Source organism: Pseudomonas putida, from assembly GCF_026625125.1.
In the GTDB taxonomy this organism is placed as follows: domain Bacteria; phylum Pseudomonadota; class Gammaproteobacteria; order Pseudomonadales; family Pseudomonadaceae; genus Aquipseudomonas; species Aquipseudomonas putida_X.
Genome location: NZ_CP113097.1, coordinates 480,615 through 505,185 on the forward strand (window position 1 = coordinate 480,615; position 24,571 = coordinate 505,185).

Genomic DNA, 24,571 nt, shown 5'->3' on the forward strand with positions numbered 1-24,571 from the left:
CAATGAAAACCAACAAGACCTTGCTTGCCTCGCTGTTCACCCTCGGCCTGCTCGGCGTCACCGGCAGCAGCCAGGCTGCTGGTTGGTGTGAGTCCGGCAAGCCGATCAAATTCGCCGGCCTGAACTGGGAAAGCGGCATGCTGCTGACTGACGTGATGCAGTTCGTGCTGAAGAACGGCTACGGCTGTGCAACCGACAGTCTGCCCGGCAACTCCATCACCATGGAGAACGCGCTGGGCACCAATGACATCCAGGTGTTCGCCGAGGAGTGGGTCGGCCGTAGCGAGGTGTGGAAGAAGGCCGAGGCAGCCGGCAAGGTGGTGGGCGTCGGCGCCCCGGTGGTGGGCGCGCAAGAGGGTTGGTACGTGCCGCGCTATGTGATCGAGGGTGACGCCAAACGCAAGCTCCAGGCCAAGGCGCCAGACCTCGAAAACGTGGCCGATCTGGCCAGATATGCCAGTGTCTTCAAAGACCAGGAAGAGCCCGCCAAGGGCCGCTTCTACAATTGCCCGGCCGGTTGGACCTGCGAGCTGGACAACAGCAAGATGCTCAAGGAGTACGGCCTGGAAAGCAGCTATACCAACTTCCGCCCCGGCACCGGCCCGGCATTGGATGCTGCGGTGTTGTCCAGCTACAAGCGCGGGGAACCCATTCTCTTCTATTACTGGACCCCCACGCCGCTGATGGGCCAGATCGATCTGGTCAAGCTGCAGGAAAAACAGGGTGTGGACAAGACCGTCTCGATCAAGGTCGGGCTGTCCAAGGTTTTCCACGAACAAGCGCCCGAGCTGGTCGCTGTGCTGGAGAAGGTCAACATCCCGATCGACCTGCTGAACCAGAACCTGGCGCGCATGACCAAGGAGCGGATCGAGTCGCCGGCACTGGCCAAGGCATTCCTCAAGGAACATCCTGAAGTCTGGCAGGCATGGGTCAGCGAAGAGGCTGCCAAGAAGATCAACGCGGCGCTTTGAGCGTCCTCTGCCGATGAGTGGAATTTATGTTTCCTGACAACCTGACATTTTCCATCGCCGACTGGGTCAACGGCTGGGTCGACGCCCTGGTGACCAACTACGGCGATGTGTTCCGGCACATCTCCGATACGCTGCTATGGGCCATCGTCGGCCTTGAGGGCTTGTTGCGCGCTACCCCTTGGTGGCTGATGCTCGGTGTGGTGGCAGTGGTCGCCTGGCACGCGACCCGGCGCATCCTGCCGGCCCTGCTGATCACCGGCCTGCTGTTCCTGGTCGGTGCCGTTGGCCTGTGGGACAAGCTGATGCAGACCTTGGCACTGATGCTGGTAGCTACGCTGATCTCGGTGCTGGTGGGCATCCCGCTTGGCATCCTGTCGGCGCGCAGCAACCGTCTGCGGGCAGTACTGATGCCACTGCTCGACATCATGCAGACCATGCCCAGCTTCGTGTACCTGATTCCGGTGCTGATGCTGTTCGGCCTGGGCAAGGTGCCGGCCATCTTCGCTACGGTGATCTATGCCGCGCCGCCGCTGATCCGCCTGACTGACCTGGGTATCCGCCAGGTCGATGGGGAGGTGATGGAGGCGATCAACGCCTTCGGTGCCAACCGCTGGCAGCAGCTGTTCGGTGTGCAGTTGCCGCTGGCGCTGCCGAGCATCATGGCCGGTATCAACCAGACCACCATGATGGCCCTGTCGATGGTCGTGATCGCTTCGATGATCGGGGCGCGTGGCCTTGGTGAAGACGTGCTGGTCGGCATCCAGACCCTCAACGTTGGCCGCGGCCTGGAAGCGGGCCTGGCCATCGTCATTCTCGCGGTGGTCATCGACCGCATTACCCAGGCCTATGGCCGGCCACGCCACGAGGTGAGCAAATGAGCACGCAGCCGATCAGCAAGATCGAGGTGAAGAACGTCTTCAAGATCTTCGGCGACCGGGCCGACGAAGCCATGCGCCTGATCCGCAGCGCCCAGGGCAAAGAGCAAGTGCTGGCGCAGACCGGCTGCGTGGTCGGGGTCAACGACCTGTCGTTGTCCATCGCCAGCGGCGAGATTTTCGTGATCATGGGCTTGTCGGGCTCAGGGAAATCGACCTTGGTACGCCATTTCAACCGCCTGATAGACCCTACCAGCGGGCAGATCCTGGTCGATGGCGAAGACATCCTGCAGTACGACATGGAGGCTTTGCGCGATTTTCGCCGACGCAAGATCAGCATGGTGTTCCAGAGCTTCGGCCTGCTGCCGCACCGCAATGTGATGGAAAACGTCGCCTATGGCCTGAAGGTGCGGGGCGAAAGCAAGCAGCTGTGCGCCGAGCGCGCCCAGCAATGGATCGAGACCGTAGGCCTGAAGGGCTACGAGAAGAAATACCCGCACCAGCTGTCCGGTGGCATGCGCCAGCGTGTCGGCCTGGCCCGGGCACTGGCAGCGGACACCGATATCATCCTCATGGACGAGGCCTTCAGTGCGCTCGACCCCTTGATCCGCGCCGAGATGCAGGACCAATTGCTCGAACTGCAGAAGACCCTGCACAAGACCATCGTGTTCATCACCCATGACCTGGACGAAGCGGTACGCATCGGCAACCGCATCGCCATCCTCAAGGACGGCCGCCTGATCCAGGTGGGAACGCCGCACCAGATCCTCCACAACCCGGCCGATGAGTATGTCGACCGCTTCGTCCAGCGCCGCGCGGTCGCGGTATGAGGGGCACCATGTCGCACGTTCAGACCGTTGTCTTCGAAGATGCCCCACTGCGTTGGCAGGACATAGCCGCCGTTGCCCGCCATGGCGCGCCATTGGAACTGGCACCGCAGGTATGGGCGCGTATCGACAATGCCCAAGCCATCGTCCGCCATATCGTCGAGAGCGGTGAGCGGGCCTATGGCGTGAACACGGGCCTGGGCGCACTATGCAACGTGTCGCTGCAAGGCGAACAGCTCAGCCAGCTATCACGCAATACCTTGCTCAGCCACGCCTGTGGCGTGGGGCCAGCGCTCGCTGAGGAACAGACCCGGGCGATCATCTGCGCTGCAATCGCCAACTACAGCCACGGCAAATCGGGTATCGCCCGATGTGTGGTCGAAGCGTTGCTGGCGCTGCTCAACCATGGCATCACGCCGCAGGTACCTTCGCAGGGGTCGGTCGGTTACCTGACGCACATGGCGCACGTTGGCGTGTGCCTGCTGGGGATCGGCAAGGTCAGCTACCGTGGGCACGTCGTCGACGCCGCCCAGGCCCTGGCCGAGGAGGGCCTGCAGCCGGTGCTGCTGGGGGCCAAGGATGGGCTGTGCCTGGTCAACGGCACGCCGTGCATGACCGGCCTGGCCAGCCTCGCCCTGGACGACGCCAGCCGGCTGTTGCAATGGGCCGACGTGACCGGTGCCATGAGCTTCGAGGCACTGCGCGGGCAGATCACTGCGTTCGACCCCGAGATCATCGCCCTCAAGCCGCACCCAGGCATGCAAGTGGTGGGCGAGAACCTGCGCGCGTTGCTCGCGGGGAGCGAAGTGATCGCTGCCAGCAAGGGTATCCGCACCCAGGATGCGCTGAGCATCCGCTCGATCCCGCAGGTGCACGGCGCGGCCCGTGATCAGTTCGCCCATGCTGTGCGGCAGATCGAGGCCGAACTCAACGGCGCCAACGACAACCCGTTGCTGCTGGGCACCCCGGATGACTTCCGTGTGGTGTCCCAAGCCAACCCACACGGCCAGTCGGTGGCAATGGCCGCCGACCTGCTGGCGATTGCCATGGCCGAGATCGGTTCGATTGCCGAGCGCCGCCTGGATCGCCTGGTCAACCCCCACGTCAGTGGGCTGCCGGCATTTCTGGTCAGCAACCCTGGGGTCAACTCGGGGATGATGATCGCCCAGTACGTGGCCGCCTCGCTGTGCGCGCAGAACCGCCAGCTGGCGCAACCGGCAGTGCTCGACAATTACGTCACTTCCGGTCTGCAGGAAGACCACCTGAGCCTTGGAACCAACGCCGCGCTGAAACTGCACCAGGTGCTGGAGAACTGCACCCAGGTACTGGCCATCGAGTATCTGTTGGCGAGCCAGGCGTTCGAATTTCTCAAGTATCAGCGTTTTGGCGCAGGTACCGATGCCGCCTGGCGCCTGCTCCGTGAGCAGGTTCCGGCTTACCTGGAAGACCGTTGGCTGGCGCCGGACATCGCCTGCACCGCCGCGCTGCTCAAAGCTTCGCCAGGGCCGCTGCCTGTTCTCGCGGCACTGCACTGAACAATAACAAAGGAGCCTGTACATGGAAGCCCTGAACCTCATCCCTGGCCGGCTGACGCTGGCCCAACTGCGCCAGATCCACCTGGCGCCACTGCGCCTGAGCCTGGATGCCAGCGCAGCTGCGGCCATCGATGCCAGCGTTGCCGTTGTCGAGCAGATCATCGCTGAAGATCGCACCGCTTACGGCATCAACACCGGGTTCGGCCTTTTGGCCTCGACCCGTATTGCCAGCCACGATCTGGAAAACCTGCAGCGCTCGCTGGTGCTATCGCATGCCGCGGGCATTGGCGCGCCGCTGGACGATGCGATGGTCCGGCTGATCATGGTGCTGAAGATCAACAGCCTCAGCCGTGGTTTTTCCGGCATTCGCCGCAAGGTCATCGATGCCTTGATCGCACTGGTGAACGCCGAAGTCTACCCGCACATTCCGCTCAAGGGGTCGGTGGGGGCTTCCGGTGACCTGGCGCCGCTGGCGCACATGTCCCTGGTGCTGTTGGGCGAAGGCAAGGCGCGTTACCAAGGCCAATGGCTGCCTGCTGTCGAGGCGCTTGCCGTTGCCGGGTTGCAACCGCTGACCCTGGCCGCCAAGGAAGGCCTGGCGTTGCTCAACGGCACCCAAGCGTCCACTGCCTATGCCTTGCGCGGCCTGTTCCAGGCCGAAGACCTGTTCGCTGCAGCCATCGCTTGCGGCGGCCTCACGGTCGAGGCGGTGCTCGGTTCGCGTTCGCCGTTCGACCCGCGCATCCACGACGCGCGCGGCCAGCCCGGGCAGATCGATACAGCCGCCTGTTTCCGGGACCTGCTGGGCGAGTCCAGCGAGGTTTCGCTGTCGCACAAACACTGTGGCAAGGTCCAGGATCCGTACTCGCTGCGCTGCCAACCCCAGGTCATGGGCGCGTGCCTCACCCAGCTGCGCCAGGCGGCGGAGGTACTGGCGATCGAATCCAACGCGGTGTCGGACAACCCATTGGTGTTCGCCGTCGAAGGCGATGTGGTCTCGGGCGGTAACTTCCACGCCGAGCCGGTGGCCATGGCCGCCGACAACCTGGCGCTGGCCATCGCTGAAATCGGCGCACTGAGCGAGCGCCGTATCTCGTTGATGATGGACAAGCACATGTCGCAGTTGCCGCCGTTCCTGGTGGAAAACGGCGGGGTCAACTCCGGCTTCATGATCGCCCAGGTGACTGCGGCGGCCCTGGCCAGTGAGAACAAGGCGCTGTCACACCCGCACAGCGTCGACAGCCTGCCGACCTCGGCCAACCAGGAGGACCACGTGTCCATGGCCCCGGCGGCTGGCAAACGGCTGTGGGAAATGGCCGAAAATACCCGTGGTGTGCTGGCCATCGAGTGGCTGGGCGCATGCCAGGGGCTCGATCTGCGCGAGGGGCTCAAGACCTCGGTGAAACTGGAGCAGGCCCGCCAGGTGCTGCGCCGTGAAGTGCCGCACTATGACCGTGATCGCTTCTTTTCGCCGGATATCGAGGCCGCCAGCGCGCTGCTGGCAGAAGGCAAACTGACGGGGCTGTTGCCGCGTGGCGTGTTGCCGAGCTTGTGACAACCGGTCAGTTGCCTCGCGCACTATCGCTAGTAACGGAGACTGAATATGAGAACTCTCTGGCAGAACTGCCAGGCGGCAACCATGGCCCAGGGCAGCTACTCGATCATCGAGGACGCGGCCATCGTCAGCAACGCGGGCTTGATCGAGTGGATCGGGCCACGGACTGAAGCGCCGGTGCAGGGCATCGCTCGCACAGTGAGCCTTGACGGCGTCTGGGTCACCCCCGGGCTGATCGACTGCCACACCCACGCCGTATTCGGTGGCAACCGTAGCGACGAGTTCGAGCGGCGCCTGCAGGGCGTGAGTTATGCCGACATCGCCGCGCAAGGCGGCGGCATCGCCAGTACCGTGCGGGCCACCCGTGCGGCCAGCGAGGATGAGCTGTTCGCCAGTGCCCGCCAGCGGGTCCAGGCGCTGATGCGTGACGGTGTGACTACCCTGGAGATCAAGTCCGGCTACGGCCTGGACCTGGCCAACGAACGCAAGATGCTGCGTGTGGCGCGGCGTCTGGCCGACGAATTGCCGGTTGCCGTGCGCGCTACCTGCCTGGCCGCCCACGCCTTGCCGCCGGAATACGCCGGGCGCCCCGACGACTACATTGCGCACATCTGCGACCAGATGCTGCCTGCACTCGCCGCCGAGGGGTTGGTGGACGCCGTGGACGCGTTCTGCGAGCACCTGGCGTTTTCCCCGGCCCAGGTCGAGCAGGTGTTCATCAGGGCACGCGAACTGGGTTTGCCGGTCAAGCTGCACGCCGAGCAGCTATCGTCGTTGCACGGCTCCAGCCTGGCCGCGCGCTACCAGGCGCTGTCGGCCGACCACCTGGAATTCATGACCGAGGAAGACGCCGTGGCGATGGCCGAGGCGGGCACCGTCGCGGTGCTGCTACCGGGCGCGTTCTACTTCCTGCGCGAAACCCGGCTGCCTCCCATGGACGCCCTGCGTCGTCACGGCGTGAAGATTGCCCTTGCCAGCGACCTCAACCCCGGCACAGCGCCAGGCCTGTCGCTGCGGCTGATGCTGAACATGGGGTGCACGCTGTTTCGCATGACCCCGGAAGAAGCCCTGGCGGGCGTTACCCTCCATGCCGCCACGGCACTGGGCATGGGCGACACCCATGGCACGCTGGAAGTCGGCAAGGTGGCGGACTTTGTCGCCTGGCAGATCGAACGCCCCGCCGACCTGGCTTACTGGCTGGGTGGCGACCTGCCCAAGCGCGTGGTGCGCAAAGGCCATGAAATAGCCCACTGAGCGAGGCGAAATGGACAAGGTACTGAGTTTCCACCAGGGCCGTGTGCCCCTGCTGATCAGCATGCCCCACGCGGGGCTCCGCCTGACCCCGGCCGTGCGCGACGGGTTGGTCGACCAGGCGCGCAGCCTGCCCGACACTGACTGGCATATCCCGCGCCTGTACGATTTCGCCCGTGAGCTTGGGGCCAGTGTGGTGGCGGCAGAGTATTCGCGCTTCGTCATCGACCTCAACCGCCCGGATGACGACAAACCGTTGTATGCAGGGGCTACCACAGGCCTGTTTCCGGCTGCATTGTTCGAGGGCCAGCCGCTGTTCAAGGAAGGCTGCGAGCCTTCTGCCGAGGAGCGCAAGGTTTATCTCGAGCAAATCTGGCGGCCGTATCACCAGGTCATCGAGCAGGAACTGGCACGCTTGCGCAGCGAGTTCGGCTACGCACTCCTCTGGGATGCCCACTCGATCCGCTCTTTTATCCCCCACCTGTTCGAAGGCAGGTTGCCAGACTTCAACCTGGGCACCTTCAACGGTGCCAGTTGTGCCCCAGGGCTGGTCGAACGGTTGCAAAGCGTATGTGCCCAAGCGCAGGGCTACAGCCATGTGCTCAATGGCCGCTTCAAGGGGGGGCACATCACTCGGCATTATGGTGACCCTGGCGGCCATATCCATGCCGTGCAGCTGGAGCTGGCGCAGAGTACCTACATGGAAGAGAGCCTACCGTTCGACTATCGCGAAGACCTGGCTCAACCGACGCAAGTGGTTCTGCACCAGCTGTTGACGGCCATGTTGGCGTGGGGGCAGGGGCACTACGCGCAGTGAGCGACGAGGGCCTGGCCGGGTGAAGGCCCTCGCAGTTCGTTTCAGGGGGTGATCATTCGGGCCGGCCCTGCATCCGGGTCAGTTCCTGAAGCAGCTCCAGCTCCTGATGTTCTTTAGCGTCTTGCAGGTTTTGCTGCAGTGCCAGCTCCTCCGTCAGCGGCAGGTCGAGTGCAGCCAGTTCGAGCACCTGCTCGCCATAGCGTTGCTCTATTTCGGCAAAACGGCCGGGGTATTCAGCGCGCAATCGGCGGGTCCAGTCATCGTTCGCCAGCATGTACTGGATGAACGCATCACTGTTTTCCTTTTGCCTGACGCGCTCCAGGACACTGGAGATCTCGCCCGGTGCCAGCATGGCCGCGCCGCGAAAACGCATACTGTCAGCAATCGGCAGGTCCAGCTCCCGGGCCAGCTCCCGGCGGTAGGCCAGGCGTACCGAGACCCGGTCACCTTGCCCGGTCCGGCTGTTGGCCAGCAGTTCCAGCTGGCCGATCCGGTACAGTTGAAGCAGGCGCCGATACAAGGCCGGCAAGGAGTCGCCCGCGTCGGTGAGGATGCGGTTGGACATCAGGTACAGCTCGATATTGTTGAATTCCTGAAGTGCGCCGTCATGGCAGGTCTGCGAGCCGGTTACCGGGTCGGGCAAGGCCGCCGCAGCGATGCTGCTCATGGTGGGCAGCTCATGCTCATGGGTTGCCGCAATCACCAGCATGATGCGCACGCGCTCGCAGAACGCGGCTTGCGAGGTAGGGTCGAGGTACGGCGCCGCATTGCGCAAGCGGCCCGCGAGGGCCAACAGGTTCTGGCCATTTTCGAGTGTCTGCAGCCTTTGCCAGCAGTCGCTCAGGGCTTCGTTCTGCGCTTGGTTGCCAAGCGCCCAATCCTCCAGCCTTGGTGAGTCATCGCCAGCGAAGGGCACTGGGAAGTGAGGATGATCGAGGAGTGAGCCCTCATCGGACGATTCAATCAGGATCAGGTTGTCGGGAATGTCGAGGGCGAAGGACAGGCTGTGCTGGCTGTCGGAGAACGTGCGCACCCGTTGGATCGTATCTTCTGACAACGGGTTGTCGAACATCGAAATCGACGAGATCGGCATCGGGTTGTGGATGTTTTCCAGAATATGGTTGGGCAGCTCCGAGATATGGTTGGAGCTCAAATCCAGCAGCTCCAATGGCAGCAGGGCGTCGCACCAGGCTGGCCAGGCCTGCAGGTTCATGTTGGTCAGGCTCAGGGATGTCAGGTTCGCTGAGAGGTTGGCGGGTATCTGGGTAATGGCACCGATCTGGTTACCCGACAGGTCCAGCGACGAAAGTTGCGGCAAACGGGCGAAGGCTTCGATCATGGCCTGGTCGATTTCCAGGCCCATGTTGCGAAATTCCAAGTGCGCGAGTCGCTGCAACCGTACCAGGGCCGACGGCAGCGAGGGCATTGGCGCTACGTGCGCTTCGACGGTCAGCCGGGTGATATTGGGGAAGCGCCCCAGCAGTTCGTTGAGCTGGGCGGTTGAGCCACTGACGCGGGTCAGCGTCAAGGCAGTCACGCGTTCACCGAAGAAGGCCGGCAGCCGTCTCGGGAAGTGCTCCAGTGCCACATTTTCAAGCTGCAGCCGAAGGTACTGCAAACCCTGCTCCTGCCGGGACCAGAATTCGGTGATCGCCACTTCGATGCGTTGCCGGTCTTCGAGCACCGCTTGGGTCAGCGGGGCGTTGGAACTGGAAGCTTGCGCCCAGCCTTCGATCGCCTCGCGCAGTTGCTGGCGCTCATTCTGGATGCGTTCGAGCCGTTGGGTCAGCTCGGGGGAGTGATCCACATTGACCTGCACATTCATCCGGTTCTCGCTCAGTAGCAGGCGCTGCAGGTGGGTTTCGTTGATCTCGTTACCCTCCAGCGAAAGGCTCGATGGGCGCTGGATCGCTTCTGCCTCATTGAGCAGGAACGAGGGCAGCGACCGGAGGTTGTTGTCACGCAGCGAAACGTGAGCGATTCGCTCCAGGGCGTCACTGCCCAGCCCGATCGGCCATTGATGCAGTTGCATGGCGTTCAGGCCGAGGTAGTCCAGCGAAAACTCATGGAAGCTGGGGCTGTCGCGCTGCGCGAAACGATTGCCGCTCAGGTCCAGGTACCTGAGCAGTGGCAACTGGGCCAGTTGGTTCATGTCGTTGGAGGTGAGTGCGACGTTCTGGTTGATGAACCTCAGCGCCCGCAGGCCAGGCAAGTGCTCGGTGATGGTGGGGATACTGAAAATGAAAGAGGACGGTGTAATGCTGGGGTCGTAGGCCCGGCTGATCTCCAGCGATTCAAGTTGCGGAACCTGCCTGAGCAGGCGTTGCAGCAAGCGTTCGTTCTGCGCCCAACCGGCGAGGGTGCCTGATGGCAGGTCGTAAAGCCGCAACCTGCGAATATTCGAGGTGAAGAATGCCGGCAGGGTCATGGGGATATCGGCCAGGGGCACCTGCTCCAGGCTCAGCTCGCTGGTGTGGCTGTCCCCCTCGACCAACGCCGTGTCGTACCAGTGCTGCATGATGGCTTGCCGCAGGGCACTGTATTGCTGCGCGGCCTGATCGGACGCAGTTGAAATCCCCTCGTTCCAGTCGTCCAGCCGGCTTTGCATCTCTATGCGTTGATCCACCAGTTGCTGCAGCCGTCCAAGCACTTGCTGTGGGTTACGGCCACCGCCGGCGATGATCATCAGAATCTGATCCGCCGATCTGGGGGTGTGTTCGGCGAGCCCTGTGGCGTTGACCGCCTCAAGCAGGGCCTGGCGGCTGACAATGGGGGCTGTCGGCAGGCCACCACTCAACGGGTAGCCAATACGTCCGTTGGCGAGCCGCATGGGGGAGCGGTAACCTGGCCGTACAGGTTGCATGCCCAGCACCTGCCTGAGCGAGGTACGTGACAACAGGGGGCCTTCCTGCAACCGCAGGCGTAAATCAGCCCCGTCCACAATGCCCACTTGGGCCATCGCCTGGGGCAGCGCGGCATATAACGCCGTACACAGATCGCCATAAACGGCGACCGGCGTTTGCGCCCCTGCCTCAGCGTGGACGATGTAACCTGCCTCGGCGCTGGTAATCACCGTGAAAGACCGTGCATCCGTTGGCCCCACCCTTTCGCGATGAGCAGGCCAGAAGCGGTGCTGGCGAAGTTCGAGGTTGATGTCAGCGGGCCAGCCAGGCAGCCGTTCGAGTGAATGCATGATCAGCCGGTCGGTGTCGCCGTTGCGAACGCTGGCGAGGAACAGCCCTTCGTAGGCCCGGGCAAGGCGTACCTGCTGCTGGAAGACGCGTATTTCTTCAGCCAGGCGCAGAGGCAGCTTGCCCGAGCCGAGTGCTGCCAGTTCGCCGCTGGTGGCGTTTCGCAACACCTCATCGGTGATTGCTGCGGGCACGTTCGGATAGACCCTCTGAATGACTGCCGCGCCGCTAGCCTGGCTGGCGGGGAGCCGCGCGTAGGCACGTTCGAGCTCGGTGGGCCATCGGCTCCTGTCAGGCAACTGACGGACAGCCTGGTCCAGCCTGAAGCGGGTCAGGGTGTCCTCAAGCAGGGCAGGCAACCGCTGGTTTTCGGTCAGGACATGGCGCAGCACGTTTTCATGTACATCGCAGACACGCAGTATCTGCAAGGCTGTTTCTTCTGAGAATTGCTCGCTCGCAAGGCCCATGCGTTGCACCAGGGTCGTCATTGGCCATTGCAGAGGGTGCTCCAGGGGCAACAACCAGGCGCCGGCGCCGTTATGGCGAAGCGCAGGCTCGTGCGCAACAGGCCTGGCCGGGTGCACCAGGCGGTATTGGTCAGTGGCCGCAGTGGGCCTGACGATGTACTGGTTACCCTGCACGACAAGCCAGCGCTTGCCTTGATAGTGAAGCAAGCCATGTTCGTCGGGTTCCAGGTTTGCGGGCAGCACCTGGGGGCTGCGGTACGGCGTCAGGTCGGGCTTCCACAGGCGGGCCTCACCATTGGGTAATTCGACAGTTTCCAGCGCTTCGATGAAGGAGGGCGTTTCCACGGGGATCCGTTCCACCTCCGGTTCCTCTCCCGGCCCGCCTGCAGCACCTTCCCCTGGGTTCTTCAGTGCCTTGGCTGCGGCAGAGAGCGCCGCCATGAGCGCCACGTTCTCGACAACATCGACCAGATACCCGTAGGCCGCATCACGTTCATCGTTTTTCCACGCATCGATGCCTTCGTACACCTCGCAGGCCAGCTGTGTCAGGCATACGGCCAGCATCGCCTCGCCCAGGCCCGGGACGAAAAAGCCTGCGATGTTCAAGCCCGTCAGTACGCGCCCGGCAATCAACTGCCGGTGGGCGAGAGCGGTACGTCGATCGACGATCGCTGTTGGTATCGCGTGGAAAAGCACATCCTTTTCGTGGCGCTCGGCTTTCTGGAAGGCCATCACACCCTCGAATGCATGACGAAACGGTTGCGCGACCGGGTACAGCGTTGCATGCGGGTCCGGCACTCGCTCATGCAGGCCGCGGACACTCCAGCCGATGGGGGCCAGGCGGTCCTTGAGGCGCGCGATCACCGGGCCTTTGTCGCGGTCGGCTATATGCCTGTCCAGGTAAGCGATGTTCGCCCTCAGTCGACCGCTCAGGTCGGCCTTCAAGGCTTCCAGGGAGGCGAATTCCTTGAGCGGCGTTTCGTTGTCATCAGGGATGTACAGCGCCACGGTGTCTTGGGCCGACGTTCGCAAGGTGATGAGCGCGACGCCGGTGAGTTCGGCTTCCCACAGTGTGAGCAGGCTGAAAGCGATCGCCGGTCCTGCAGATTCGGCTGGGAGCCTGTCGAGGGGGGTGGCAAGGGCGGTGGTGTACAGCACCTCGCTGATATCGCCCTTGAGGCGGGCGAAATGCAGGGATTGCCTGAATGCCGATACCTCGGCGCGGCCCAGGGTTCGATACACGTTCAGCGCAGCTTCGTCGGCGCTCAGCTGTGCTGTGGCGTGGGGATAGTAGATGGCGTGAACCTTGTCGTGGTATTTGCGGCCCAGGTCCAGGTCACGGCACAGCTCGGCAAACGCCTCTGCCTCGATGTTCAGGGTATTGGTGATGGGCACTGTGCCCATGAAGCGCCGGTGATCGACGATGACGGACTTCTTCAGTGGCCCGCCCTCTGCATCCATCCCATGCTTGACGGCGGCGGCAGCATCGAAGTTGTGCAGGGCGCAGTGCAGCAGCGAGCGGGTGGCGCGGTCGATGGCCTGACGGCTGTCGATGGCGTTGGCGATGTCGATAAGGCGTGCATCCACCAGGTAGCAGTTCTGCACATCGACGGTCAGGCCAAACCGTTCGCTGATCGCCTCTGACAGTTGCTGGCTGGCGTAGGACTGCAGCTCGGGAAGCGCTTCAAACAGCCTGCGCACCTGTGCCGCGTGGTCGCGGTGGCGCGCATGTTCGTCACGCCAGGCGTTGCCGATGTCCGGCATTTGCAGGATCGCCGTGGCCAGCCAGGTGGGGGCCTGCTCCCCGTCGCGCATTGCGCGCAGGGTGTCGGGGGAGGCTGACTTCAGCCACGCGGGGATTTTCTGCTCGATGGTGGCGTATGGGGTACCCGGTGGGGGGGTGGTCTTGCCGGTTGGGCTAGGCATCGTGAGGTCCATTGCAGGAAACGGGACAAGGGACTATGGCGAGTGGAAAAGCCTCGATGGGGTAGATAAATCTGGTGGGGTGTCAGCGCAGTGGCAGAGGCATGGCAGGCTTGTGCGGGGGAGTTGTCTTCAGATACATGCTCAAAGCGCAATTCAGGTTTATGATGCCCAACGGCAGACTAAATCCTCACACGGAGTGCGCAATGCAGACCCTCTACCCGCAGATCAAACCCTACGCCCGGCACGATCTGGCCGTGGAAGCGCCGCATGTGCTTTATGTCGATGAAAGCGGCTCGCCTGAAGGTCTGCCGGTGGTGTTCATCCACGGTGGCCCGGGCGCGGGTTGCGATGCCCAGAGCCGTTGCTACTTCGACCCCAACCTGTACCGCATCATCACGTTCGACCAGCGCGGCTGTGGCCGTTCCACCCCGCATGCAAGCCTGGAGAACAACACCACCTGGCACCTGGTCGAAGACCTGGAGCGCATTCGCGAGCATCTGGGCATCGACAAGTGGGTACTGTTCGGCGGCTCCTGGGGCTCTACCCTGGCCCTGGCCTATGCCCAGACCCACCCCGAGCGGGTTCACGGCCTGATCCTGCGCGGTATCTTCCTGTGCCGCCCGCAAGAGATCGAGTGGTTCTATCAGGAGGGCGCCAGCCGCCTGTTCCCCGATTACTGGCAGGACTACATCGCGCCGATTCCGCCGGATGAGCGTAATGACCTGGTCAAGGCATTCCACAAGCGCCTGACCGGCAACGACCAGATCGCCCAGATGCATGCCGCCAAGGCGTGGTCCACCTGGGAGGGCCGCACTGCCACCCTGCGCCCCAACCCGCTGGTGATCGACCGCTTCTCCGAGCCGCAGCGCGCCTTGTCGATCGCCCGGATCGAATGCCACTACTTCATGAACAACGCGTTCCTCGCACCCGACCAGTTGATCCGGGACATGCCCAAGATCGCCCACCTGCCCGCCGTGATCGTGCATGGCCGCTATGATGTGATTTGCCCGCTGGACAACGCCTGGGCATTGCACCAGGCATGGCCCAACAGCGAGCTGAAGGTGATCCGCGACGCCGGCCATGCGGCGTCCGAGCCGGGGATCACCGATGCGCTGGTGCGGGCCGCCGATCAGATGGCACGTCGCCTGCTCGACCTGCCCCTGGAAGAAGCATGAAGGGGCTGCTGCAGCGTGTGCGCGGCGCGCGGGTAGAGGTGGCGGGTGAAATTGTCGGCGCCATCGACCAGGGCTTGCTGGTGCTGGTGGCGGTAGAGCCTGAAGATACCCGTGAACAGGCCGATAAACTGTTGCACAAGTTGCTCAACTACCGCGTGTTCAGCGATGAGCAGGGCAAGATGAACCTGTCCCTCAAGGATGTGGGCGGCGGTTTGCTGCTGGTGTCGCAGTTCACGTTGGCGGCGGACACCCGCAGCGGCATGCGTCCGAGCTTCTCGACGGCTGCACCGCCAGCGCTCGGTGCCGAACTGTTCGACTATCTTTTGCAGCAAGCCCAGGGCCAGCATGCCGATGTGGCGAGCGGCCGATTCGGTGCCGACATGCAGGTTCACCTGGTCAATGATGGCCCTGTGACTTTTCTGTTACAAATATGAATGAAAAAACGGCCTTGGTTGTGCGAAACAAGGGGTTTTGTACGATAAATAGTTGATCCAGCCTGATGCGTTGTAACGCATCCTGCTGGATAATCGCGCGCTGTTAAGGCCTGCGTTCGCAGGTTCGTTTTACTCTGACTCGAGCATTGTCTGGAACCGTTTGGGGAATCATTACGCCCTCACGGGGTCCGAACAGTGCTCGCCAACCCGGCATTTGTCGCTGGCCGTTGGTTTCATGATCTGTTTTCGGCGAGGGTTGCTCGTGATTGTTAGTCCCCATAAAGCATCTAGAATCCCCGGCAATCGGCTGCGCAAGGCCCTGATGGCCAGTGCGGCACTGGTCGGCCTGATGAGCGCGGGCCACCTGTGGGCATTCAATCTTGACGATGTTGCAGCCAAGGCAAAGGATCTCGCCGGCCAGAAGTACGAAGCACCGAAAAGCAATCTGCCGGCAGTGTTCCGCGACATGAAATTCGCGGATTACCAGAAGATTCACTTCCTGCAGGAAAAGGCCGAGTGGGCCAAGGACAAGACGCCGTTCAAGCTGTCCTTCTACCACCAGGGCATGCACTTCGACACACCGGTGAAAATCAACGAAGTCACCGCCACCTCCGTCGAGGAAATCAAGTACGACCCGAGCCGTTTCGAGTTCGGTGACGTGCCGCACGACCCTGAAACCACCAAGAACCTCGGCTACGCCGGTTTCCGCGTGCTTTACCCGATCAACAAGGCCGACAAGCAGGACGAAATCATGACCCTGCTGGGGGCCAGTTATTTCCGCGTGGTCGGCAAAGGGCATGTGTACGGCCTGTCGGCCCGTGGCCTGGCCATCGACACCGCGCTGCCTTCGGGCGAAGAGTTCCCGCGTTTCACCGAATTCTGGGTCGAAAAACCCAAGCCGGCCGACAAGCACCTGGTGATCTACGCCTTGCTGGATTCGCCGCGCTCGACCGGTGCCTACAAGCTGATCCTGCGCCCGGGCAACGATACCGTGGTCGATGTGCAGTCCCGCGTGTTCCTGCGTGACCACGTCAGCCGTCTGGGCATCGCGCCGCTGACCAGCATGTTCCTGTTCGGTCCTAACCAGCCGTCCAAGGTCATGAACTATCGCCCGGCCCTGCATGACTCCGAAGGCCTGTCGATCCACGCCGGTAACGGCGAGTGGCTGTGGCGCCCGCTGAACAACCCCAAACACCTGTCGGTAAGCAACTTCAGCGTCGAGAACCCGCGCGGTTTCGGCCTGATGCAGCGTCATCGCGAGTTCAAGGATTACGAAGACCTCGACGACAACTACCAGAAGCGTCCGAGCGCCTGGATCGAGCCTAAGGGCGATTGGGGCAAGGGCACCGTCGATCTGGTCGAGATCCCGACCGCCGACGAAACCAACGACAATATAGTTGCCTTCTGGAGCCCGGAAACCTTGCCAGAACCAGGCAAGCCGTTCGAGTACGCCTACCGCCTGCACTGGACCATCGACGAGGCGCGTTTCCAGGCCCAGGAGCTGGGTTCGGTGACCCAGACCATGCGTTCCACCGGTGACGTCAAGCAGTCCAACCTGATCCGTCAACCAGACGGCAGCGTGGCGTTCTTGGTCGACTTCGCCGGCCCGGCCTTGGCCGCCCTGCCGGAAGACGCGGCGGTACGCAGCCAGATCAGCGTCGGCGACAACGCTGAGGTGGTCGAGAACAATCTGCGCTATAACCCAGAGACCAAGGGCTGGCGCCTGACCCTGCGGATGAAGATCAAGGAGGCCAACAAGGCTACCGAGATGCGTGCCGCACTGGTTCGTGACGTTCCGGTCGAGGCGGCCAAGCCTGCCGAAGAAGCCAAGCAGGACAAGGCCGCGACCAAGCATGGCAAGGCTGAAAAAACTGCCAAGGCCGAGCAACCTGCCAAGGCTGAACAACCTGCCGCCGACGCGGCATCCACCAACGGGGCCCCGGCCACCACTGAACAAGTGCTGACCGAGACCTGGAGCTATCAGTTGCCTGCCGATGAGTAACTCAAGCGCAAGGCCGGAATCGCTTGGCGAGTACCTGGCCCACCTCCCACTGAGCGATGAGCAGCGCGCGGAACTCGCCAGCTGTACCTCGTTCAGTGAGCTGCACCAACGCCTGGCGGGCAATGCGCCCGCCACCACCCACGAGGCCGTGCAGGCCTCGGTGGGCCCGCGCCTGACGGTGGGCAGCGCCGCCGAACTGGAAGACGCCGAGATGCTCGGCGTCGACGGCAGCGGCCGGCTCTGCCTGAAGATCGCACCGCCGATCAAGCGCACCCGGGTTGTGCCCGAGCCCTGGCGTACCAATGTGCTGATCCGCGTGTGGCGGCGCATGACCGGCCGCACCAATGCGCCGCAGCCGCCCAAGCGCGAGCTGCCTCCGGCGCGCTGGCGCACGGTCGGCTCGATCCGCCGCTATATCCTGCTGACCCTCATGATCGGCCAGACCCTCGTCGCCGGCTGGTACATGAAGGGCATCCTGCCGTACCAGGGCTGGTCGTTCGTCGACCTCGACGAAGTGGTCAACCAGCCGCTGTGGGACACCGTCGTGCAGGTCTGGCCTTATGCCTTGCAGACCTCCATCCTGATCCTCTTCGGCATCCTCTTCTGCTGGGTGTCGGCGGGCTTCTGGACCGCGCTGATGGGCTTCCTCGAGCTGCTCACCGGGCGTGACAAATACCGTATCTCCGGCAGCAGTGCCGGCAGTGAGCCGATCGCTCCTGAAGCACGTACGGCGTTGGTGATGCCTATTTGCAACGAAGACGTGCCGCGCGTGTTCGCAGGGCTGCGGGCGACCTTTGAATCGGTCGCAGCCAGCGGCAACCTCGACCGTTTCGATTTCTTCGTGCTCAGCGATACCAACGACACGGACATCGCCGTGGCAGAGCAACAGGCCTGGCTGGACGTTTGCCGCGAGACCAAAGGTTTCGGCCGCATCTTCTACCGCCGCCGCCGCCGCCGTGTGAAGCGCAAGAGCGGTAACCTCGACGACTTCTGCCGTCGCTGGGGGGGCGAATACAAGTACATGGTCGTGCTCGACGCCGACAGCGTCATGAGTGGCGAGTGCCTGAGCAGCCTGGTACGCCTGATGGAGGCCAATCCGGACGCCGGCATCATCCAGACCGCGCCCAAGGCGTCGGGCATGGACACGCTGTACGCGCGCATGCAGCAGTTCGCCACCCGAGTGTACGGCCCGCTGTTCACCGCCGGCCTGCACTTCTGGCAGCTGGGCGAGTCACACTATTGGGGCCATAACGCGATCATCCGCATGAAGCCGTTCATCGAGCACTGCGCCTTGGCGCCGTTGCCCGGCAAGGGCGCCTTCGCCGGCGCGATCCTCTCCCACGACTTCGTCGAAGCGGCGCTGATGCGCCGTGCGGGCTGGGGCGTGTGGATTGCCTATGATCTGCCGGGCAGCTATGAAGAGCTGCCGCCGAACCTGCTTGACGAGCTCAAGCGGGACCGCCGCTGGTGCCATGGCAACCTGATGAACTTCCGCCTGTTCCTGGTCAAGGGCATGCACCCGGTGCACCGTGCGGTGTTCCTCACCGGCGTGATGTCTTACCTGTCGGCGCCGCTGTGGTTCTTCTTCCTGGTGTTGTCGACCGCGCTGCTGGCCACCAACACGCTGATGGAGCCGCAATACTTCATCGAGCCGTACCAGCTTTATCCGCTGTGGCCGCAGTGGCACCCGGAGAAGGCCGTGGCGCTGTTCTCCACCACCATCGTGCTGCTGTTCCTGCCCAAGCTGCTCAGTATCATCCTGATCTGGGCCAAGGGCGCGGTCGAGTTCGGTGGGCGGGTCAAGGTCACCTTGTCGATGCTGATGGAGATGCTGTTCTCCATGCTGCTGGCGCCAGTGCGGATGATCTTCCACACCCGGTTCGTGTTGGCCGCATTCCTTGGCTGGGCTGCTACCTGGAACTCGCCGCAGCGCGACGACGATTCGACCCCGTGGAGCGAGGCGGTACGTCGCCATGGCCCGCAAACCCTGCTGGGTATCGCCTGGGCGGCGTTGGTGGCGTGGCTGAACCCAAGCTTCCTGTGGTGGCTGGCACCGATCGTCGGTTCGCTGGTGCTGTCGATCCCCGTTTCGGTGATCTCCAGCCGTACACGCCTGGGCCTGGCAGCCAAGGACGAGAAGCTGTTCCTGATCCCTGAGGAGTACGCAACGCCCCAGGAGCTGCTCGCCACCGACCAGTACACCCACGAGAATCGCTGGCATGCCCTGCACGACGGCTTCGTCCGCGCTGTGGTCGACCCGCGGCAGAACGCCCTGGCCTGTGCCATGGCCACTGCCCGTCATGGCCAGTCGGCAGCGATCGAGGCGATGCGTGCCGAGCGCCTTGCCAAGGCGATAGAGGCTGGGCCCAAAGGCCTGGACCTGGGTACTCGCCTCGCCGTGCTGAGCGACCCGGTCGCCTTGGCACGCCTGCATGCTCAGGTGTGGGCAGAGCACAATGCGGCCTGGATCGACGCGTGGCGTGCATCGATCAACAACGACCCGCATTCGCCGTTGCTGCCCTTGCACCCGGCGAACGAGGCTCAACCTAGCCTGGTTGGCGCCTGACCGACCCTGGGCCGCCATGCGGCCCTTTCGCCGGCTTGCCGGCGGAAGGGTTTTCCTATCTTCCTCACACCCTTCGGATTTTGGCCAACAAAGTCCCCGCCGGCTCTAGGTCCCAGGGCCGCCATGCGTTAGCATCCCTCTCCGAAAAGCCATGCCGGCCGGTACGGCCGTGCCAACAATAAGATTCGCTACTTTTCTTGCTAGGGGACTTGGTGATGATGAAGAAATACCTTTCGCGGCTGCTGGTCGGCGTCACGGCGCTGGTCGCGGTGGCCTCGGCCCAGGCCGGTGCCATCGACGATGCCGTCAAGCGCGGTACCTTGCGGGTGGGCATGGACCCGACCTACATGCCGTTCCAGATGACCAACAAGCGCGGCGAAATCATTGGCTTCGAAGTGGATCTGCTCAAGGCCATGGCCAAATCCATGGGCGTGAAGCTGGAGACCGTCTCCACCGCCTATGACGGCATCATCCCGGCCCTGCTGACCGACAAGTTCGACATGATCGGCAGCGGCATGACCCTGACCCAGGAACGCAACCTGCGCCTGAACTTCAGCGAACCCTTCATCGTGGTTGGCCAGACCCTGCTGATCCGCAAGGAGCTGGCTGGCGAGATCAAGTCGTACAAAGACCTGAACAACGAGAAGTACCGCATCACTTCCAAGCTCGGCACCACCGGCGAGATGGTCGCCAAGAAACTGATCGCCAAGGCCAAGTACCACGGCTACGACAACGAGCAGGAAGCGGTGATGGACGTAGTCAGCGGCAAGGCCGATGCCTTCGTCTACGATGCGCCGTACAACGTAGTGGCGGTCGACAAGGCCGGTGCCGGCAAGCTGCTGTTCCTCGACGAGCCCTTCACCTACGAGCCCCTGGCTTTCGGCTTGAAGAAAGGCGACTACGACAGCATCAACTTCATCAATAACTTCCTGCACCAGATCAAGCATGACGGGACCTACGATCGTATCCACGACAAGTGGTTCAAGAACAAGGACTGGCTGAAGGAAATGGAATAAGAAGCAGCTTCAAGCCGCAAGCTGCAAGCTGCAGGAGGAGGTCGGCCCATACGCGGTCTGCTTGCTCTTGCAGCTTGTGGCTTGCGGCTTGCCGCTTTCTGGAGTAACCACGTGATCAAACACAAGAAAGCCCAATGGCCCTGGCATGCGCTGACTGCGCTGGTCCTTGGGGGCTTGGCGATCAGCCTGTACCTGGCCACCTCGATGATTTCCTACGAGTGGCGCTGGAACCGCGTACCCCAATACTTTGCCTACCAGGCCGAGGACGTGCAGCGTGCCAGCGATTACGGCACGGTGCAGGACATTGTCGTCTCCGGCGATAGCGCCCGCGTTACCCTCAAGGATGAGCGCGGTGGTGAGCAGGTGCTCGAGGTGGCCAAGGACAGCCTGCAACTGAGCCGCGGTGACGATGTGGCCGAAGGTGATCAGGTCGGCGTCACCCGTCACTGGGCTGCAGGCCCACTGGCCTGGGGCCTGTGGACCACCTTGTGGATCTCGGTGGTGTCCGGTGCGCTCGGCCTGGTGATCGGCCTGTTCGCCGGGTTGTGCCGGTTGTCGAACAACCCGACCCTGCGTGACCTGTCGACCGTGTATGTCGAACTGGTGCGCGGCACGCCGCTGCTGGTGCAGATTTTCATCTTCTACTTCTTCATCGGTACCGTGCTCAACCTGTCCCGGGAGTTCGCCGGGGTGGCGGCGCTGGCGCTGTTCACCGGTGCTTACGTGGCCGAGATCGTGCGTGCCGGCGTGCAGTCGATCGCCAAAGGGCAGAACGAGGCCGCCCGCTCGCTGGGCCTGAACGCCAGCCAGTCGATGCGCCATGTGATCCTGCCGCAGGCCTTCAAGCGCGTGCTGCCTCCCCTGGCCGGGCAGTTCATCAGCCTGGTCAAGGACACCTCGCTGGTCTCGGTGATCGCTATCACCGAACTGACCAAGAGCGGCCGTGAGGCCATCACCACTTCGTTCTCGACATTCGAGATCTGGTTCTGCGTGGCAGGCCTGTACCTGCTGATCAACCTGCCGCTGTCGCATTTGGCCAGCCGGCTCGAGCGGAGGCTTGCGCAAAGTGATTGAAGTCCGTGACCTTTTGAAGGTATTCGACACCCGAGGCCAGGTGGTGCGTGCGGTGGACAACGTCACCACCCAGGTGGCGAAGGGTGAAGTGGTGGTGGTGCTGGGCCCGTCGGGGTCCGGCAAGTCGACCTTCCTGCGCTGCCTCAACGGGCTGGAGCATTTCGACGAGGGCCATGTGGCCATCAACGGGTTGCGCTTGGAAGACCCGAAGACCGACATCAACGCCTACCGCCGGGAAGTCGGCATGGTGTTTCAGCATTTCAACCTGTTCCCGCACATGACGGTGCTGGAAAACCTGTGCCTGGCGCAGAAGGTCGTGCGCAAGCGTGGCAAGGCCGAGCGTGAGGCCAAGGCGCGGGCGTTGCTGGAAAAGGTGGGCATCTCGGAGAAGGCCAATGAGTTCCCTTCGCGGCTTTCCGGTGGTCAGCAGCAACGGGTGGCGATTGCCCGTGCGCTGGCGATGGAGCCGAAGGTGATGCTGTTCGACGAGCCAACCTCGGCGCTGGACCCGGAGATGGTCGGTGAGGTGCTGGACGTGATGAAGACTTTGGCCCAGGAAGGCATGACCATGGTCTGCGTGACGCATGAGATGGGCTTTGCCAGGGAAGTGGCTGACCGCGTACTGTTCTTCGATCACGGCAAACTGCTGGAAGACTCGCCGCCCGCGGCGTTCTTTGCCTCACCTAAGGATCCCCGCGCCCAGACCTTCCTGCGCCAAGTGCTCTGAGAGCAGCTGCAAGCTGCGAGCTATAAGCCACAAGCTGCAAGCTACAGGCTACAAGCTGAGCTGTGATGGCCGGTTCACCGCGTTCGGCCTTAGCGTGAAGCTACAAGCTACAAGCTACAAGCTACAAGCTACAAGCCGAGCGGTGATGGCCGGTCCACCGCGTTCGGCTTTAGCTTGCAGCTTGCAGCTTGCAGCTTGCAGCTTGCAGCTTGCCGCTCTCAAAGGCTGAAACGGCCGACCATGCCTCGCAGCTGCTGTCCTAGCTGCTCGAGCTCGCCGCTTGAGGCTGCCGTTTGTTCACTGGCTGCACTGGTCTGGTCCGACGCGTCGCGCACGCTGATGACGCTGCGGTTTATTTGCTCGGCCACCACACTCTGCTCCTCGCTGGCCGTGGCAATCTGCTGGTTCATGCCTTGGATGCTCGACACCGTATCGGTGATCTGGCTCAACGCATCCCCCGCCTTGCGGCTCAGCTCGACACTCTGCTCGGTCAGGCGCTTGCTGTTGTCGAGCAGGCTGGTCACCTCGTCGGTGCCGTTGTGCAAGCTTTCGATCAACTGCTCGATCTCCTCCGTCGACTGCTGCGTACGCTGGGCCAAGCCGCGCACTTCGTCAGCCACCACGGCAAAGCCACGCCCGGCCTCACCTGCTCGCGCCGCCTCGATGGCGGCGTTCAGCGCCAACAGGTTGGTTTGCTCGGAGACCGACTTGATCACGTCGAGAATGCTGCCGATGCGCTGGCTTTCGCCCGCCAGATGTTGCATCGCTGCCAGGCAATCGTCCATCTGCCTGGCCAGCTGCTCGATACGGCCTATGGCTTCAGTCACCACCTGATCACCCTGCTGGGCCTGCTGGTCGGCGTTGGTTGCCGCCAGCGAGGCTTGTTCGGCGTTCTGTGCCACTTCCTGCACCGTGGCGCTCATCTGGTTCATGGCCGTGGCAACCTGATCGGTTTCCTCGCGTTGCTGGCTGATGCGCAGTTTGGTGTCCTCGCTGCTGGCGGCCAGTTGCGTGGCGGCCTGTGACAGATGGCCGACACCCTGATCGATACCGCCGATCAGCTCGCGCAGGCTCAAGGTCATTCTCTGCATGCTGGCCTGCAACTGGCCCATTTCGTCACGACGATCTACAGACTCCACCTGGCTCAGGTCACCCCGGGCAATGCGCGCTGCCAACGCCAGGGTCTGGCGTAGCGGCTGGGTGATCTGCAAGGTGATCAGCCAGCCGGCCGCTACACCCACCAGCAGCGCCAGCAGCGCAACGCTGGTCAGCAGCGAACGGGCGGCCAGTGCTTCGCTGTCGCGCTGCTCGACCTTCCTCTGACCCAGCTCCAGGCTCACGGCACGCAGTTCGTTACCCATCTGCTCCATGTCGTTTTGCAATTGCTCGACACGCAAGGCGGCGCGGCGGTACTGCTCCAGGCTGGTGCGGTATTTCCCCAGCTCCACGCCGGGCTGGTCCATGACTGCCCGCGCAAGGCCCAAGGGGGCGAGGGCTTGGATCAGTTGAGCGAGGCTTTTGTCAGCAGCATCCAGCGCCGCCTGGCCGACCTTGCTGAAGTCCTCCAGCGGCGAGAAGGTGTACGCCGGCACCAGGCTTTGCTGGTTGGCGCCGTCCACGTGCCGGGTGAGGCTGTCCATCAGGCCCAGCAGGCCACTTTGCTGGCTGTCGGCAGGCATCTTCAGCAAGGCCTGGGTTTCCAGTTCGTCGATCACAGCGTTGAGCTTCTGCTCTTGCGCCTGCATGGCCTCGCGCAAGCCACGCCGGCTTTCAACGGTGCGTTGCAAAGTGGCGAAATTGTCCTGAAGGCGCTGCAGCAATTGCAGCTTCTGAGTCAGCATCTGGCGTGATTCATCGACGCTGCTGCGTTGCTGCAGCGCGCTCAGCCCGGCGTCGAGCTGTTGCAGGATGCGGCTGATCTGCGCCTTGCTGGCATCATCGGCCAACACCCTGTAGGTGATGCGCTCGGCGCGCAGGTCCTTGACCAGATCATTGATCTGGCCAATTTCGCTGAGCTGCTCGGAGCGCGTAATTGCGCCGTCCAGGGCGCGCCAGCCGCTGACGGCAGTGGCCACGGTGAGCAGCAGTACCACGGCAAAACCCAGAGCGAGTTTGGCGCCGACGCTGATGTTGCCAATCCTGCGGTTGAGGTAGCCGAACAT

General features: G+C 63.0%; 16 protein-coding genes. 14 read left to right on the forward strand and 2 right to left on the reverse strand.

Translation table 11 applies throughout. From position 1 onward, the window contains the following. Positions 1–2 precede the first annotated feature (2 nt). The 7 genes from OSW16_RS02265 to hutG are packed head-to-tail and all read left to right on the forward strand — an operon-like array spanning position 3 to position 7,831. Positions 3–971 carry an ABC transporter substrate-binding protein gene (locus OSW16_RS02265; protein ID WP_267820441.1) on the forward strand — a complete coding sequence of 323 codons (969 nt, stop codon included), beginning with the start codon at positions 3–5 and terminating at the stop codon, positions 969–971. A gap of 26 nt (positions 972–997) precedes the next feature. Then, the gene (locus OSW16_RS02270; protein ID WP_241804106.1) at positions 998–1,849 is read left to right on the forward strand and encodes an ABC transporter permease; all 852 of its coding nucleotides are present in this window, start codon (positions 998–1,000) and stop codon (positions 1,847–1,849) included. Then, positions 1,846–2,676, forward strand: a complete 831-nt coding sequence (locus OSW16_RS02275) for a quaternary amine ABC transporter ATP-binding protein (protein ID WP_241804105.1) — start codon at positions 1,846–1,848, stop codon at positions 2,674–2,676. The genes OSW16_RS02270 and OSW16_RS02275 overlap by 4 nt, the downstream gene beginning before the upstream one ends. Positions 2,677–2,684: 8 nt before the next feature. Continuing rightward, positions 2,685–4,208 (forward strand): HAL/PAL/TAL family ammonia-lyase, encoded by a 1,524-nt coding sequence (locus OSW16_RS02280; protein ID WP_267820444.1) that lies wholly within the window; start codon positions 2,685–2,687, stop codon positions 4,206–4,208. 22 nt (positions 4,209–4,230) lie between these two features. After that, a complete protein-coding gene (gene hutH, locus OSW16_RS02285; protein WP_267820446.1) occupies positions 4,231–5,763 on the forward strand; it encodes a histidine ammonia-lyase in 1,533 nt (510 codons plus the stop codon). 48 nt (positions 5,764–5,811) lie between these two features. Continuing rightward, positions 5,812–7,017, forward strand: coding sequence for an imidazolonepropionase (gene hutI, locus OSW16_RS02290; protein ID WP_267820448.1), 1,206 nt, complete (start codon positions 5,812–5,814; stop codon positions 7,015–7,017). Positions 7,018–7,027: 10 nt separating this feature from the next. Further along, entirely contained in the window at positions 7,028–7,831 is an 804-nt protein-coding gene (gene hutG, locus OSW16_RS02295) for an N-formylglutamate deformylase (RefSeq protein WP_267820450.1), read from the forward strand. A 52-nt stretch (positions 7,832–7,883) separates the two neighbouring features. Here hutG and OSW16_RS02300 read toward each other — a convergent pair whose 3' ends face one another. Beyond that, entirely contained in the window at positions 7,884–13,415 is a 5,532-nt protein-coding gene (locus OSW16_RS02300) for a dermonecrotic toxin domain-containing protein (protein WP_267820452.1), read from the reverse strand. A gap of 203 nt (positions 13,416–13,618) precedes the next feature. On the opposite strand from OSW16_RS02300, the gene pip reads away from it, so the two are divergent. The 7 genes from pip to OSW16_RS02335 all read left to right on the forward strand — a co-directional run bounded on the left by pip (position 13,619) and on the right by OSW16_RS02335 (position 22,409). Beyond that, positions 13,619–14,590 (forward strand): prolyl aminopeptidase, encoded by a 972-nt coding sequence (gene pip / locus OSW16_RS02305; RefSeq protein ID WP_012312379.1) that lies wholly within the window; start codon positions 13,619–13,621, stop codon positions 14,588–14,590. Continuing rightward, entirely contained in the window at positions 14,587–15,024 is a 438-nt protein-coding gene (gene dtd / locus OSW16_RS02310) for a D-aminoacyl-tRNA deacylase (protein WP_012312380.1), read from the forward strand. Before pip ends, dtd begins: the two co-directional genes overlap by 4 nt. Positions 15,025–15,346: 322 nt before the next feature. Continuing rightward, positions 15,347–17,026 (forward strand): glucan biosynthesis protein G, encoded by a 1,680-nt coding sequence (locus OSW16_RS02315; RefSeq protein WP_267820456.1) that lies wholly within the window; start codon positions 15,347–15,349, stop codon positions 17,024–17,026. Beyond that, entirely contained in the window at positions 17,019–19,592 is a 2,574-nt protein-coding gene (gene mdoH, locus OSW16_RS02320) for a glucans biosynthesis glucosyltransferase MdoH (protein ID WP_267820458.1), read from the forward strand. The genes OSW16_RS02315 and mdoH overlap by 8 nt, the downstream gene beginning before the upstream one ends. A gap of 218 nt (positions 19,593–19,810) precedes the next feature. Further along, on the forward strand, positions 19,811–20,608 hold the full coding sequence (locus OSW16_RS02325) for a transporter substrate-binding domain-containing protein (RefSeq protein ID WP_241804128.1): 798 nt from the start codon (positions 19,811–19,813) through the stop codon (positions 20,606–20,608). A gap of 111 nt (positions 20,609–20,719) precedes the next feature. Further along, a complete protein-coding gene (locus OSW16_RS02330; protein WP_241804098.1) occupies positions 20,720–21,682 on the forward strand; it encodes an amino acid ABC transporter permease in 963 nt (320 codons plus the stop codon). Beyond that, positions 21,675–22,409: an amino acid ABC transporter ATP-binding protein gene (locus OSW16_RS02335; RefSeq protein ID WP_241804127.1), complete on the forward strand. Its 735-nt coding sequence runs from the start codon at positions 21,675–21,677 to the stop codon at positions 22,407–22,409. The genes OSW16_RS02330 and OSW16_RS02335 overlap by 8 nt, the downstream gene beginning before the upstream one ends. Positions 22,410–22,627: 218 nt before the next feature. Here OSW16_RS02335 and OSW16_RS02340 read toward each other — a convergent pair whose 3' ends face one another. Next, a complete protein-coding gene (locus tag OSW16_RS02340) occupies positions 22,628–24,571 on the reverse strand; it encodes a methyl-accepting chemotaxis protein (protein WP_267820461.1) in 1,944 nt (647 codons plus the stop codon).